Here is a 15991-nt window from a genome sequence, read left to right on the forward strand (position 1 = left end):
ATTCCGATATCCGCTCCACTCTGGCGGGCAACGTTCAAGCGGGGCTCGCTGGCATGGACGCGGGTAACACGCGTGCGCTCAAGGAGGTCGAGGACTACCTCAAAGTTCAGCACCAGCGCCACCTGGATACCGCTATGGGCGATATCCAGCGCAGGTACCAGCAAAAGCCCTATGGCTGGCGCGAGGTTGACATCGCAAATGTGGTGGCGCAGCTTGTAGTGGAGCAGCGCGCGCAGGTGCTGTTTTGCGGTCAGACGGTTCAAGCTAACGACAGCCGCATGGTGTCGCTCCTGCGTAAGGATGCCGATAAGGCCCAGGTGCGTTTGCGCGTGCGCATGAGCGACCGGTTGCTGCGCGCCACGGGCGAGCTTATGCGTGGCCTGTTTGATCTCAAGACCGTGCCCTCCAACGAGGATAAGCTCGTGGCCGAGCTCAAGGAGCGCCTTGAGGGCTTGCGTGAGGTGTGCGTCGCCATGGCACGCGACTACTACACGGGTATCAAGCCGGCCTACCCGTATCCCGGTGAGGACGAGTGCGAGAAGATGCGCTCGGAGGTGGTCGACGTTCTTAAGGACCAGAGCGATTCCGAGGCGTTCTTGACCACGTTCACCAAGCACGAGGACCGCCTGTTCGATGCCAAGGAAGACTTTGACAAGGTGGTTGAGTTCTTCGAGTCCAACCAACGAACAGCGTTTGACCACGCCAAGGATTTCTTGAGTCGCACCGAGGGCATCGAGTATGCCTCCGATGACATTCCCAACGCTGTGGAGAACGTGGCAAAGGTACGCGAGATCCTCAAAGACCCAAAGCCCTACGGCCGCATTAAAGACCTTCAGCCGTTGATGGCACCCGTCGAGGAAGACATCAAAAAGCACCTGGGCATTCGCCGCAACGAGTTCTTGTGTCGTATCGAAAACGACCTGCAGGATTTGCGGAAGCAGGCCGAGAGCCAAGATGGTTTTGTCAAGCAGGCCAAGGATGCCATCGCGGACGCCAACACCAGGTATGAGTCGTTCAAGAACCGCGCCCATGGCGTCCAGAGCCTCAACGAGCTTAACGCCCTCGCGGCAAACTGGGAAAACTGGATCGTTGCTGCAACCAACAAGATATACGACGCCGTGGATGAGGCCCGCATGCGAATGGACAACGAGCGCCGCACCACCGAGGTCACGAGTACGGGTGAGGTGGTCAAGAAGATCTCCAACAAGGGCGCCGCATCGTCTGCGCCCGTGCCCGCGTCTAAGCCCCAGCGCAAGATCAAGACCGTGCGCCGCGCCGATTTGGCCAAGCCGAGTCGCCTCTTGTCCGCAGAGGACGTGGAGCGCTACGTGGACGACCTGCGCTCTCGCCTTATGCAGGAGCTCGCTGCAAACGACGAGATTCGTATCAACTAACTCGCGGGGCCACCGGTGCCAAAGCGAGCACCGGTGGTTTATGGCGTTTAGAAAGGCTCATCAACCATGAACGATTCTGCTCTTAAGAGCTTCTGCACCTGGGCCCGTACAGAGCTCATCAAAGGCGTGGAGGCACAGATGGTGCGCTACGGCATCACCGAACCTGCACCTTCGCCCGTTGGGTCCGAGACCGTCAACGGCCTGCCCCTAAGTCCTGCTGAGGTTGAGCAGCGTGACGAGCTGCTGCGCATACAGACAGAGGTGGGTCACGAGGCGCTGCGCGACCGAGCGGCCTACACCTGGTTCAACCGCATCGTGGCCATTCGCTTTATGGATGCACGCGGATGGCTCCCCAGCCGTATGCGCATGCTGAGCCGTGCGGACGGCAGCCATGGCAGCGAGGCCGTGGAGAACGCACTGGACGTGGAGATAGCGACGGCCGATACCGATCGCATAGCCGAGCTCAAGATGGCGGGCTTGGATGAACCGCTGTGGCGCTACCTGTTTATGGCTCAGTGCGAGGAGCTTGCCGATTGCCTGCCGGGCGTCTTTGAACGCGTGGGCGGTGCCATGGAGCTGCTGTTGCCCCAGGGCCTCATGATGTCCGACGGCGTGGTGGGCAAACTCAACACCATTCTCGCTGACGAGGGCTGGCGCAAGGGCGTGACCGTTCTGGGCTGGATGTATCAGTACTACAACGCTGACGTCAAAGACGAGTTCTTCAAGGCAAAACGCAAAGCAGCGGCGGCGGACATCGCGCCCGCCACGCAGCTCTTCACCCCCGAGTGGATCGTGCGCTATATGGTCCAGAACTCGCTCGGCCGTCTGTGGATGCTCAACAACCCGGGGAGTTCGCTGCGCGAGCGCATGGAGTATTACATCGAGCCTGATACTGAGCACGAGGACTTCATCCGCATTTCGAGCCCCGAGGAGATAACCCTCTGCGACCCCGCATGTGGCTCGGGCCATATCCTGGTCTATGCGTTTGAGCTGCTCTTTGCCGTGTACGAGGAGCGCGGCTACCGCGAGCGCGAGATCCCGGAGCTCATCCTGACCAAAAACCTCGCTGGCATGGAGATCGACCCCCGTGCGGCTCAGATCGCGGAGCTGGCGCTTGCCATGTGCGCCCGCGAGCACGATCGTCGCTTCTTTAGGCGTGGCGTTCGCGCCGACGTTGCCGTGCTCTCGAGCATCCCGCTAGGGGAGGACGAGCTGCCGGGTAACAAGAAGCTCGCCGAGGAGCTGAGTCATTTGGGCGAGATCGGTTCGCTGCTCAATCCCTCAGAGGACGAGATCGACGAGCTCAAGGCTGCCGCCGCGAGTTGTTCCGATGACCTTTTTGCCGCTACGGCCAAAACTAAGCTCGAAAGCGCTGCCGCCATCTGCGAGAAGCTGTCCCGTCGTTTTGCCTGCACCGTTGCGAATCCTCCGTATATGGGCAGCAGCAGCTTTAATCCATTCATGAGCAAGTGGATCAAGAAGAACTACCCCGACGTGAAGAGCGACCTCTGCACGTGCTTTATCGAGCGCGGTTTTAACCTTGTCGAGGATAAGGGCTACGCTGCAATGGTTACCATGCAGAGTTGGATGTTCCTGGGCAGCTTTGAGAAGATGCGCTCTTCGATCATCGAGGGCAAAACGATTGTCTCGATGGCTCATCTCGGCCCCCGCGCATTTGACGCCATCGGCGGCGAGGTCGTCAACGTAACCGCCGATGTCATCTACAACGGTCGCGCGGCATACGAGGGCGCTTACGTGCGCCTCGTCGACATCAACGGCAGCGAGGCGAAGCGCCTTAAGCTGCTTGCGGCGATCCAGAACCCCGACTGCGGCTGGTTCTACCGTCGCGGCGCCGACACCTTTAAACAGATCCCAGGCATTCCCATAGCCTACTGGGCCAGTGACGCTCTTCTGGATGCGTTTGGAAACGCAAAACAGCTCAGTGAGTATGGCAAGCCGCGCCAAGGGCTTGCTACTGGCGAGAACGCTCGTTTCGTTCGCGAGTGGTGGGAAGTCGATGATTGCAAGAGCGTCTATTCCTGTGGATCTATTCAAGAGTCGATTGAAAGCGCTTGCAAGTGGTTCCCCTACAACAAGGGCGGCGATTTCCGCAAATGGTACGGAAATAATAGCTCAGTTGTTAACTGGGAGAATGACGGACAGGAGATCCGTAATTACAAAGACCAGAATGGTAGATTGCTTTCCAGGCCACAGAATACAAACTGCTTCTTTAGCCCATCGATTACCTGGTCGAAGATTTCAAGCGGGTCCATTGCGTTTCGTTTTAAGCCTGCTGGGCATATCTTTGATGTGGCGGGCACGAGCGTTTTTAGCGACGAGGAGTCACTCAAGTATCTCCAGGGAGCTTGTAACAGCTCTGTGATCATGCGTGTCGCAAGCATGCTCTCGCCGACGCTTAATTTCGAGGTAGGCCAAATCGCAACCTACCCGATCATTCAGAACGAGGAACAGGAGCCGTTGGTCAACGACATGGTCGACTCGTGCCGCGAACTATCAAAAACCGATTGGGATTCGTTTGAAACCTCCTGGGATTTCAAACGCAACCCCTTGGTTTAGGTGAGATTCATGTTTGAAACAGTATCAGCAAATAAGGTTGTGTTTGTTGAATCTAATCCTGCATGGGTTAAATGTGGTTTATCTCAAAAGTCACTGGGCCCTGTGCTTTCCCCGCTTCTTAGGTTCTTTGTTGTCGAAACTCCAGCTCCGGGGCTGTCTAGCAGAAGCATTCCGGTATCTGAATACGGGTGGGATACTCCCTGGAGAAAACCCCAATATTTGAATAAAAAACTTAAGGCAGCAAGCTCAAATAAGTCTTTATATTGGTCTGCCGCGGCTGTTGGTGATATGGAACAGGCTTTGCGTAATGCTGATTTGTTTGATTGCGCTGGCATCGAGTCAAAGCCCTTCGAGTCTGCTGTCTTTTATGATGCCAAAAGCAATCAAACGATCAGTTTGTTTTATCACTTACGAAATGGATTTGCTCACGGCAGATTCTGTGCATTTAAGTCAAAGGGCGATATATGGTTCGCTATCGAGGATGTTGCGGGAAAACGAAAGGATGACCCGGCAGGTGACATCAAAAGACTCACTGCAAGAATTCTAATCAAGAATTCGACTCTATGTAAATGGATGAAGCTGATAAAGGCTGGGCCTGATATTCGTTAATGGGTTTCAGCTCGTGTCCGGGTATTTAGTTGGCTTTAACTAGTGAGCTGAGAAATGATATCAAGTTGTCTTTCCTTTACGCTTGATGCAGTTCGCAGGGTTTGGTTTGCGACTTCATGAGTCACTAGTGCGTTTTTGCAAATGCCCGATGCGGTGAATAGCTTTTCCAGAAGTCGATCGGTAAGGTCGGGGTATTTTTGGAGATTTCGGTCCCCTAGTTTAAGCCTCTTGACAACTCATCAACAATGAAAGGATGGCCTCATGGCCACTTTACTTCAAGAAAAATACGAGGCCCGCAAGGCCGAGGTCAATGCTCGCTTCGAGCAGCTTCGCAGTAACGAGGAAGAGCTCAACCGAATCTTTGCCAAGATCTACAATATGGAGGGTGAGGTGCCCATCGAGGTCGAGGATAAGTACGTTTCGGTGGCGCGCATTTTCAATACCGCCGACGAGATTCCCGAGAGCTATAAGGGCAACAAATACGTGCGCACCAAGCGAGACGAGATCACCTCGCTCATAAGCTATGCCGTGGGCTGCATGTTTGGCCGCTATTCGTTGGATGTGGACGGGCTGGTCCTGGCCGATCAGGGCGCCACAGTCGATGACTATCTGGTCAAGATGCCCAACTCTGATCATGTGACCTTTATGCCCGATAGCGATAACGTGCTGCCCACTACCGATGACGAGTACTTTGACGACGACATCGTGCGCTACTTTATCGACTTTGTGCGCACCGTGTATGGCGAGGGGACGCTTGAGCAGAACCTGGCCTTTATTGCCGAGGCACTCGGCGGCAAGGGTACCTCGCGCGAGGTAATCCGCACCTACTTTTTGAAGGACTTCTTTAAGGACCACTGCCAGACCTATAAGAAGCGCCCCATCTACTGGCTGTTCGACAGCGGCAAGAAGAACGGCTTCAAGTGCCTTGTTTACATGCATCGCTACCAGCCTGACCTGTTGGCTCGCATCCGCACCGACTATGTGCATGAGCAGCAGGAGCGCTACCGTGCCCAGATCGGGTATGCCAACGATGCCCTTGTCAGTGCCGAGCGCGGCGAGCGCGTGCGCTTGGATAAGCGCATCAAAAAGCTCAACGACCAGCTCAAAGAGACCGTTGCCTACGAGGAGAAACTGCACCACTTGGCAGACCAGATGATTAAGATCGACCTGGATGACGGCGTCAAGGTCAACTACGCCAAGTTTCAGGATGTGCTGGCGAAGATTAAGTAACTGCAGATACGGTAAGGATATTCATGCCCAAGATCGATGTAGAAGAACAGCTCAAGCTGCGATTTTTGCAGCCGTTGTCCTCATGCGCGCCGCGCCGTGTGGTGGTTTGGCACGATGCAGACGGCGAGTTTGCTCCTGAGTTTGAGCGATTGGCTGCCGAGGGTTTCGACGGCGTGGGGGCCGATGCCGGCGTAATGCCTGCTCACGGTGACCTTGAGCGCCCGGTGCGCTTTGTTGAGGCCTGCGAGGGCCGTATGTTTGCCGTCAAGAAGCTCATCAACCGCGATGACCTTGCGAGCGATATCTTGCTGTATCGCCGTTGCCCGCGCGGCAGGCTTGAGGGTGATTGGCTTGCCGATGTTGAGCTGTATGCCGATCAGTTCCAGGCTGACTATCTTTCGCTTTTGGCCGATCAGCTGGGCATCGAGAATATCGACGCCGTGCGCGAGAGCCTGCGCGAGCACAAGACGTTTTTTGATGCCAAGACCCGCTGCGCTAAGTTTGCCGCGTGTGTTCCGCATGCCTCGGGCGCATCCGATATCGAACTCGGCATCCTTACGGTGATTTTTGGCGGTAAAGAGCTTGGTGACGCGCGCCCCGCGTTTGTGCTGCGTGGCTGTATGACCATGCTGCTGCACGAGGGTCCCGAGGCGCTGGCCGAGTTGATGGACAAGTACTGCGTGCGCGATGTGCTCTCTGCCTTTATGCTTCGCTGCTATGGGTTTGAGGGACCGCTGTATGAGCGCGACTCATTGCTTATGCTTTCATCCCATGTGCTCCTTACAGCGGCGTCTACCGCGCTTCCCGAGGGAGCGCTCAAGGGACTCGAAAGCTATGTGGCTCCCGCCTACGGCCCCTATTGCCTTGAGGCGGTGCGCGCGTGGGACCAGGCCGCCGATACCCAGGCGTCGAGCGAGGACCTATTTGAGATCTGTCGTTTGGTGGAGGATGCCCGCGGGCTCTTTGTGCGGTTTGAGGCTCTGCCGATCGATGCGCTGGCCTCGCTTGATGTGTTCCCGTGCGTCAATGAGGCTGTGCTCTCGCAGCTGTTCTGCTCGTTTGCCCAGGGTGCAGACCGTGTTGAGGACGCACGCGCCTTTGTGGCGCGTCGCTGCGACCTAAGCTGGTATCGCCGTGTCGAGAGCTACTTTGGTTTGCTTGCCGCTGTGGCCGATATGTGCGCATTTAGGCAGGCACATGCGGGCGGGTTCCATCTGGCGCAACCCCAGCAGGTGTGGGATGCCTATACGTCCGATTGGTATTCCATGGATGCTGCCTATCGCCATATGTGCACCGCGTATCTGCGGGCGCGCTCCGTCGAGTGCGATACGCTCGAGGAGCCTGCCCGCGCTGTGGCGGACTGGGCGGAGAATCTCTACAGTAACTGGTTCTTGGCCGATGCCAATGCCTGCTGGACATCCGCTGCGCAAGGGGAGTTGGCCGATTGCGGCTACATCGAGGGTCCCGAACGGCAGGATGAGTTCTACTGGCATGTGCTGCCCACCTTTGTGGGCTCTGCTAAAACGACGGTCGTTATCGTGAGCGACGCGCTGCGCTATGAGGTGGCCTGCGACGTCGCGGCGCTGCTCGAGCGCGAGCGCGGCGGCAACGTCAAGGTTTCTAGCATGCAGGCGGTCTTTCCCTCCATTACAGAGGTGGGCATGCCCGCGCTGCTGCCGCATCAGGCGCTTGGGCTTGCAGCGGATGGTTCGTTTGTGCTGGCTGACGGCAAGCCCACCGCAACGACTCCGCAACGCGAGGCCGTGCTTACCCATGTTGAGCCTACGGCCCGCGCTTTACGCTCGAGCGCATACCTCAACATGGCGGGAACCGAGCGTAAGGCGCTGCTCAAGGACTCAAGACTTGTCTACCTCTACCACAACAAGATCGATGCTACGGGCGAGAAGGCCGCTACGCAGGATGACGTCTTCGGTGCCTGTGCGGACACCGTGGAGGAACTTGCTGCGTTGGCGCGTCGCGTGTGCACCGACGCCCCGGGCGCGCGTGTTGTTATAACGGCGGACCACGGCTTTATCTACACGCGTCGGGAGCTCAGCGAGTGCCAGATGCTCGGCAAACCGGACCTTCCCGTCCTTGACGCTCCCGTCATGTACGGCAAGCGTCATCTGGTGGTGCCCAACGAGGCCGTGGGCGAGCTTTCGGACGAGGTACGTGAGGTGTTTGTTAATGTTAACATGGGACGTTTGGGCGCCGGTTTTGAGGGGTTTGCCCCGCGCGAGAACGTGCACTTCAAGCGTCCCGGCGGCACTAACAACTACGTCCACGGCGGCATGAGCCTGCAGGAGCTCTGCGTGCCCGTTATCGGTTTTTGGCGTGCGCGCTCGGGTTCCAAGGACTTTGTCGACACGCGCTCGGCGACGCTGCGCGTACTAAGTGAGGGACGCCGAGTGACCAACTCGCTCTTCTCGGTCAACTTGATCCAGGAAGAACCTGCCCAAGGTAAGGTCTTGCCGTGCGAGTACGAGCTGGTGTTTACCGATGCGAGTGGCAACGAGGTGAGCGATACGGTCAAGGCGCATGCCAACAAGACTTCTGTTAACTCGCAGGAGCGCGTGGTGCATGCCAAGTTTGCGTTGCATGCAGTGGATGGATTCTCGGCCAAGGGTCCGTACTATCTGGTCTGCCGCGAGCACGAGACGGGCAAGATCGTTTGGCGCGAGACGTATACCATTGCTGTTTCGTTTGCCCCTGTTGCTGACTTTGGTTTTTAGGAGTGTGCCCTATGTTTGATAGCAATGACGACAATCTGTGGGAAGTTCCCTCGATTGATGTGAATGCGCCGGTGCAGGTTGCGGTGTCTGCAGAGGAGGCCGTGCTCGCCCCGGAGGCTGAGACTGCCGCAGAGGCCGTGGCTGCCGCGCCTGCCCCGGAGCCGACGGTGGCCGCGGTACCCGATGAGGTTGCGGCGCCCGCCGAGGACGAATCCTCGACCGATGGCTATGACCAGGCCGTGGACGAGGCCCCCGAGGACGACGGCTACGACATGGATGGGCTGGACGGCAAGCTGCTCGAGCACTTTGCTGGCAAGATCGTGCGCAAAGACCTGACGGCCCTTATGAAGCGCGGCGCCAACGTGCCCACCTTTGTACTGGAGTATCTGCTGGGCATGTACTGCTCGACCGACGACGAGGATGCCGTGGCAGAGGGTTTGGAGCGCATCCGCAGGATCCTCACCGATAACTACGTGCGCCCCGATGAGTCCGAGCGCATTAAGTCCAAGATTCGCGAGCTGGGTCGTTTTACCATCATCGACAAGGTGACGGCCAAGCTCGACGAGTACAAAGATATCTACGTGGCGTCGTTTGCCAATCTGACTATTGAGCCGTTTGTAATGCCGGCCGAGTACGTGCGCGACTATTCCAAGATTCTGCAGGGTGGCATTTGGTGCATTATGAGCATCGAGTACCGTCATCCCGTGGATGAGGAAGACGAGTTTGGCATGGAGGTCTTTGGCGACGATGCGCCGCGCCGCTCCAAGGCCAAGCGCAAAAAGCGCGGACCCGAGGACTCTCCGTTTAGCGTGGCGTCGCTCACGCCCATCCAGATGCCCAATCTGGACCTGGATGCCATGATCGACGAGCGCCAGTACTTTACGCGCGACGAGTGGCTCAATATGCTGCTGCGCTCGGCTGGCTACGAACCCAGCGAGCTTTCCGAGAAAGAGCGCCTCCACTTTATCGAGCGTATGGTGCCGCTCATCGAGCGCAACTATAACCTGTGCGAGCTGGGTCCCCGCGGCACCGGCAAGAGCCATATCTACAAAGAGGTCTCGCCCTACGCCATCTTGCTTTCGGGCGGTCAGACCACCACGGCCAACCTGTTCGGCCGTATGAACTCCATGCGCGCCGATCGCGTGGGCTTGGTGGGCCATTGGGACTGCGTGACGTTCGATGAGGTCGCCGGCATGCGCTTTAAGGACACCAATGCCGTGCAGATCATGAAGGACTATATGGCGAGTGGCAGCTACGCGCGCGGCCGCGACCAGATCAACGCCGATGCCTCCATGGTCTTTGAGGGCAACATCAACGACACCGTGCAAAACGTCCTTAAGACCACGCACCTGTTTGATCCGTTCCCGCCAGAGTTTAACAACGATTCGGCCTTCTTCGACCGTATCCACTATTACCTGCCGGGCTGGGAGATTCCCAAGATGCGCTCGAGCCTGCTGACCGGGCATTATGGCCTGATCACCGACTGCCTGTCGGAGTTTTGCAAGGAGATGCGCCGCAAGGACTTTACGCACCATATCGACCGTTACTTCCGCTTTAACAGCGACTTTAACAAGCGTGACGAGATCGCCGTGCGCAAGACCTTTAGTGGCCTTGCAAAGCTGCTGTTCCCCGACGAGGCCATGGACAAGGACGACGTGCGCTGGCTGTTGGATTACGCCATCGAGGGCCGTCGCCGCGTAAAGGAGCAGCTCAAGATTATGGCGGGCGTTGAGTTTATCGACGTCAACCTGGGCTATATGGATGCCGACAACCCGCAGGACGTGCACGTGGTGCGCGTGCCCGAGCAGAGCGAGGACACGCTGATTCCCGACGGGCCACTGCTGTCCGGCCACGTGTTTGGCGTGGGCAGATCGCAGGGCGGCGAGGTTGCCGTGTACAAGCTGGAGAACAAGGCCGTTGCCGGCGAGTGCAAGTTTAAGCACGAGGGCGTGGCCTTTAACAAGCCGGTGCGCGATACGCTGGAGGCCGCGTTCGACAACTTTGTGAACCTGGCGAACCGCGTGGCGCCGGGCATGCACATTGGCTCCAAGGATTACCTGCTGTTCTACAACGACCTGCAGAGCAAGGGCCTGTCCGAGGAAGTCTCGCTCGCCGAGTTTGTGGGACTTTGCTCCGCGGCGTGCAACCGCCCGGTGATGCCCGCACTGGCGATTCCGGGAATCTTGCGCATGTCGGGCTCCATGGACGAGATTCGTGGGCTCGAGGACATCATGCGCGTGGCCAAAAACGCCGGCGCCAAGCGTGTGATTTTGCCGCTGAGTGCTATTGCGGGTTTGCAGAGTGTTTCGTCCGAGATTATTTCGGGCTTGAGTCCGGTGTTCTACATGGATGGCGACCCGGTAGACGCCGCGAAGAAGGCGCTGGATCTGTAGGAGTGCGGGCGAGCGGGCTTGCGTGCGCGTGGGCCCGCGTACATGTTGGTGCGTAGTGCGTGAGGAGGCCTTGCCATGGCGGGCGAGCGTTCTGTTGGCGAGCTGCTCGACGAGCTGTTTGGCTTTGAATCGGTAGGCAAGCGTCAGACGGCGCTTGAGCAGTGCGATCGCGGGGAGCTGGTGCGCAAGGCGCGCTCCCGCGGGCTGTTGGGTGTGCTTAGGGGCGTCGAGGCTTCCGAGCACGCTGCGCGCGAGTCTGCCGTGCGGGCTGTTGACGGGTATGTTCGCCGTGTTGAGGGCGCCGCGCTTGCACGCGCTCGCAAGCAGGTGGGCATTGTTGGACCGCTACGGATGGAGCGCCGCTATGCTGCCTTTTTGCGCATGGAGGACAAGGCCGGGCTGCTGACGCGTCTGGAGCAGACACTTGCGTTTATCGAGGTAAAGCTACGTGCGAATACGGCGGACAAGGTGCGCGCGGCGTACGATGCGGCCAGCGCTTTAGTGCTGCAGGACGTGGCACGTTTGGGTGACGTGCACGTTGTGGATGCTGTGCCTTTGGACGCAGACCTGCTATGTACGCAGCTGGAGCAGATGCGTTGTGCCGCCGATGCGACGGACCTTGCGGGCATGATCATAGCGACGTTTGAGTCTGAGCTGAGTGCGACTGGCCCGCAGCGCGCTGACGGGTTTGTGGACAACGTGGTCGGTGATGTTGCTGGCGACGTGGCGTTGGAGCGCGAGCTTACCAACGTGCGCGGCGCTGCGCAGCGAGCGCGCTTGGCGGCGCAGGCGTATCGGGCCGAGCGCGCCGCCCGCGTTGCGGGGAGCACGGTGGAGCCGGTATCGTTGCCCGAGTCTGCGTGCGTTGCGTGCGAGACGGCGTGCGATGCTGGGGAGCTTTCCGAGTTGCTTGCTCAGGTTAAGAAGTCGTTTGAGACCTACCGTCGCGTTGTTGCCGACGGCGGGTTGTTCTGTGCGTTTGGTACGGGCTCGCCGCATGGGGTTTGCAGTGGCTTGAGCTATTTCGATTACGATTCTCGGCTTGACGAAGACGTGCTAGTGGGCGAGTATGACGGTGTTACCAGGCATAATGTTCAGCGCGAGGTTCCGATTCCCGAGCTTGTGGACGAGGCTTCGGCTGATGGCGGCGATTCGCTCGAGGTCGCCGTGGCGCGTATGCGGGAGTTTAACGGGCGCCGCTATGATGGTGTGCTGGACGAGGACCCCGCGCGTCATGTGAATGCGTTTTGGTATGGACTCAAAAAGCTCGGCCAGTATTGCGAGGCCGCCGTGCGTGTGGATGAGCGTGCTTGGGATTGCTTTATCGATAAGGTGCAGTTCGCCTACGATGAGCCCGTGGGGCGTTTGGCTGCACAGATGGACGACAAGCAGGTTGCGGCTTTTGTTGCTGCTGTTGACGCGCTCGGTGCTGGTGAGTAGGGGCTTGGCTCGATAGGAGGTTTCACCATGAAGATCGAAGTTGACGCAGATCAGCTACGCGAGAGCCTGCTCGACCGTGCGGGGAGTGCAGCCGGCGTGGGCTTTCCGGCCGCCATGCTCGACGTGATGGATATCGAGGACGAGTTGCCGCAAGAGCTCCTAGCCCGAGCCGAACGCGAAGGCCTCAACCTCCGCGACTTTGCCGTTGACGATGACGCTGAATGATTGCCATCTTTGCTATTGACGAACATATGTTTGTATTTTATACTCAAGCTTGAACATACGTCCAATTTCATGGTATAAATTAGGTGGTCATCTCTTAAGAGAGGGCTTCCAAGTGCCGGGGACGTTTTCCCCGGCTTTTTTATTAAGGATTGCCCATGCGAGAGCTGAGTATCTTTATTGATGAATCTGGAAGCGATGATCTTCGTGAAAGATACTATCTTGTGGCCTTTGTTTTTCATGAACAAGATATTCCCATTGCTGAGGGAATAGAGAAATATGAAAGGGCGGTAGCCGAAAGCGGATTGCCGCTTCTTCCGTTCCATGCTTCTCCTCTCATGAATGGAAAAGATCAGTTCAAGGACTTGGACATCAGTGAGAGAAAAAGGCTGTTTTCACTATTTCGAGTTATGTTTCGACATTTGCCCATCTCGTACAAGGTGTTTGTATTCAAGACGCATCGGTACCGAACTCTTAAACAGATTGCTGATGCAATGCGGCGTGAAATCATCGATTTCATATTCGACAATTTGAGTTGGTTTCAGCAGTTTGATGCTGTAAAGATTTACTACGATGGGGGACAGGGTTCGGTTTCGAGTGCGCTTCACAAGGCAATCGATTACGCTTTGGCTAAAAATGCAGTTATCTATAAGCCGACAACTTCATCGGATTACTATTTGGCTCAGGCCGCGGACTATATCTGTACCATTGAGTTTACGAGTCTGAAATATCAGGCGAATAAGCAGACTAATACTGACCAGAAGTTTTTTGGTGGTAGTACTGCGTTTAAAAAAGGCTTACTAAAAGAAATTAGAAAGAAGGCCGTCTCAAATTAGCTACCTCCTGGTCACTACGACGCCAGTGTGGCAATGACGGCTTCGTCGCCGGCGTATATTAGGGTGTTGCCATCGGGGATGATCGTTTGGCCTTCGCGCTTGAGCATCACCACAATAAACGGATGCTTGCCTTGCGGCACATCGCGCAGGCGCTGGCCGGCCAGGCGACCGTGGGGTGTCACGGTGACCTCGCGCAGCGTAACCTCGGCACGCTCTTCGAACGTTGGGGCGGCCATCACCAGCAGATCGCCTTCCTGGATCACGGTATCGCCGTTGGGCAGCACCGGATGGGCGCCGTCACGCAGCACCAAGACCACCAGCATGTCCGTTGCGCTGCCAATATCGGCGAGCGAGCGTCCGGAAAACGGATGGCCCGCGCCCACCTTGAACTTGACAAACGACATGCCGTCCTCGTCGCGGTAATCGTTAAACGTACGGCGCACGTCGCCTTCCGCGTCGATCATATTGAGCTTTTTCGCCACCGCCGGTAGCAGCGAGCCCTGCACCACAATGCTCGACACGGCAATCACAAACACCAGGTCAAATAGGTCGTGTCCGCCGGGAACGCCGGCCACCACGGCAAAGAGACTAAAGACGACCGAAGCTGCTCCGCGCAGACCCGCCCAGCTTACGAGCGCAACCTGGCGAGGGTTCGTCCTAAACGGCGCCAGCAGCATGCCTACGGCGATGGGGCGGCTCGCAAAGAGCATAAACGCCATGAGTGCCAGGCCCGGTAGCAGCATTTGCGGCAGGCGTGCGGGTGTAACGAGCAGGCCCAGCAAAAAGAAGATGGTCATCTCGGCCATCTCGGTGAGGGTGTCAAAAAAGTGCGCCATCTCGACCTTGCCAGTGATGTCGCTCGCACCCAGCACAATGCCGGCCAGGTATACAGCCAAAAAGCCGTTGCCGCCCAGATAGCTTGGTAGTGCGTAGGCGACGATCGCCACGGCGAACAAAAAGATGGTCTGCGCGCCCTCGGCCGTTGCGTGCGCGCGTTCAATCAGGCGGCCCGCCGCCCAGCCGATGGCAAGGCCCAGGCCCGCGCCCAGGATAATCTGCTTGGCCAGCAGTGCGGGAATGTTGATGTCGCCGCCGGCCGCGAGTGTGGCGAGCACGGCGGTGAGCATGTAGGCGACGGGGTCGTTGGAGCCCGATTCGACCTCGAGTAGCGAGTCGGTGCCGCCCCTCAGCGACAGGTTGTGCTCGCGCAGCACGCTAAAGACGCTGGCCGCGTCGGTGGATGCCACGACCGATCCCAACAGCAGGCCGTCAATCCAGTTGAACCCCAGCGCGAAGCGGGCGAACACGCCGGTGATGCCGGCAGTGATGACGACGCCGAGCGTGCTCAGCAGCACCGCCGGCACAGCGACGGGTTTGGCACGGTCGATATTGGTGTTAAAGCCGCCGTAGAACATGATGAACAGCAGCGCCGTGCTGCAGACGGTTTCGGTGAGCGCATAGTCGCTAAAGTCGATATGCGCCGGGCCGTTGACGCCCAACAGCATGCCGAGCGCGATAAAGATGGGCAGGGTGGGGAAGGGGAGTTTTTTGCCGACGGGTTTGATGGTCAGGCACAAAATGATGACGAGGCCGATAAAGAGAAGGATCTGGTTCATAGATGGTGTCCGCTCCTGGGTGGTTGGCGTGGCACGGTCGGTTGCCTGCGGTTATTTGTACCCAAAGATGGTGGGTTTATGGGGTTGGATTGCGGGCGTGCGCGATATCGTCATAGACGGCTGCCGTCTTTGCCTCTGCTCGGAAACCCTTTCCAGCTTTATTGCAACGGAGTACAATGGGTAACGTTTAAGTTCAACTTGAAGTTTTAGTTGCGGCACCGGGCTTCGGCCGCAATGCAAGGAGAGGCGTACCATGGCGATCTATGTGACATCTGACGCTCACGGGCACGTGCGTGCGCTTGACGAGGCCCTGTCTAAGATCTCGTTGACGTCCGACGACACACTGTACGTGCTGGGCGACATGATCGATCGCGGGCCCGATCCGGTCGGCGTTATTAAGCTCGTGCGCTCGCTGCCCAACGCCCGCGTGCTCAAGGGTAATCACGAGCAGATCATGCTCGATGCCATCATTGGCCAGGATCCGCTCGATGCCGAGACCTGGGATATCAACGGTGGCTGGACGACGCGCGAGCAGCTCAACGACATGGAATTTGAGGCATACGAGGAGCTCGTGCGATGGATGGCCGCGCTGCCGCTCTACGCAGTGGTCGAGACCGAGGAGCGCCCGTATCTGCTGGTACATGCTGGAATCGAGATGAAGGCGGCGCGCGCGTTTTTGCTTGAGCATGGTGTCGATTGCGGCGACGGCAGGGGAGCGGTCGATGCCGATCGCGAGCTGCTGCAGCAAATGCTCGCCGTACAGTCGTCCGATGACTTGCTCTGGATTCGTCACGGCTATTGGGATGTGCCGACCGGGCTGCTTTCTACCGAGGGCAGGGGCCCGGTCGTGGTGAGCGGTCACACTCCCACGGTATCGCTTGGTCGCTATTGCGAGGTCGGTGGTCTGGCGGGGCTCGATGAGGAATCGGGACGCGGGCAGAT

Annotated in this window: 11 protein-coding genes; 10 read left to right on the top strand and 1 reads right to left on the bottom strand. The window is 58.0% G+C overall.

Translation table 11 applies throughout. The features are described from left to right. From AB5758_RS04900 to AB5758_RS04940, 9 genes are all read left to right on the top strand, one after another. A partial coding sequence (locus tag AB5758_RS04900) for a hypothetical protein (RefSeq protein WP_368155414.1) occupies window positions 1-1394 on the top strand: 1394 nt, incomplete at its 5' end. A gap of 66 nt (window positions 1395-1460) precedes the next feature. Next, a complete protein-coding gene (gene pglX / locus AB5758_RS04905; protein WP_320678077.1) occupies window positions 1461-3971 on the top strand; it encodes a BREX-1 system adenine-specific DNA-methyltransferase PglX in 2511 nt (836 codons plus the stop codon). 9 nt (window positions 3972-3980) lie between these two features. Beyond that, window positions 3981-4580: a hypothetical protein gene (locus AB5758_RS04910; RefSeq protein WP_320678076.1), complete on the top strand. Its 600-nt coding sequence runs from the start codon at window positions 3981-3983 to the stop codon at window positions 4578-4580. A gap of 261 nt (window positions 4581-4841) precedes the next feature. Beyond that, complete coding sequence (locus AB5758_RS04915; RefSeq protein ID WP_368141215.1) at window positions 4842-5810, top strand: BREX-1 system adenine-specific DNA-methyltransferase PglX; 969 nt, start codon at window positions 4842-4844, stop codon at window positions 5808-5810. A 23-nt stretch (window positions 5811-5833) separates the two neighbouring features. Further along, complete coding sequence (gene pglZ / locus AB5758_RS04920; RefSeq protein WP_320678074.1) at window positions 5834-8542, top strand: BREX-1 system phosphatase PglZ type A; 2709 nt, start codon at window positions 5834-5836, stop codon at window positions 8540-8542. Between the two features lie 11 nt (window positions 8543-8553). Continuing rightward, the gene (gene brxL / locus AB5758_RS04925; protein WP_368141214.1) at window positions 8554-10935 is read left to right on the top strand and encodes a protease Lon-related BREX system protein BrxL; all 2382 of its coding nucleotides are present in this window, start codon (window positions 8554-8556) and stop codon (window positions 10933-10935) included. A 75-nt stretch (window positions 10936-11010) separates the two neighbouring features. Continuing rightward, complete coding sequence (locus AB5758_RS04930) at window positions 11011-12375, top strand: hypothetical protein (protein ID WP_368141213.1); 1365 nt, start codon at window positions 11011-11013, stop codon at window positions 12373-12375. A gap of 27 nt (window positions 12376-12402) precedes the next feature. Continuing rightward, window positions 12403-12600 (top strand): hypothetical protein, encoded by a 198-nt coding sequence (locus tag AB5758_RS04935; RefSeq protein WP_320678071.1) that lies wholly within the window; start codon window positions 12403-12405, stop codon window positions 12598-12600. A 155-nt stretch (window positions 12601-12755) separates the two neighbouring features. Further along, window positions 12756-13433 carry a DUF3800 domain-containing protein gene (locus tag AB5758_RS04940; protein ID WP_368141212.1) on the top strand — a complete coding sequence of 226 codons (678 nt, stop codon included), beginning with the start codon at window positions 12756-12758 and terminating at the stop codon, window positions 13431-13433. 14 nt (window positions 13434-13447) lie between these two features. Here AB5758_RS04940 and AB5758_RS04945 read toward each other — a convergent pair whose 3' ends face one another. Then, window positions 13448-15049: a potassium/proton antiporter gene (locus tag AB5758_RS04945; protein ID WP_368141211.1), complete on the bottom strand. Its 1602-nt coding sequence runs from the start codon at window positions 15047-15049 to the stop codon at window positions 13448-13450. 253 nt (window positions 15050-15302) lie between these two features. Between AB5758_RS04945 and AB5758_RS04950 the strand changes: the two genes are divergently transcribed. Next, window positions 15303-15991 (top strand): metallophosphoesterase family protein (locus AB5758_RS04950; protein ID WP_368155416.1); only part of this gene is annotated, 689 nt, incomplete at its 3' end.

This window comes from Collinsella aerofaciens, assembly GCF_040926405.1.
In the GTDB taxonomy this organism is placed as follows: Bacteria; Actinomycetota; Coriobacteriia; order Coriobacteriales; family Coriobacteriaceae; genus Collinsella.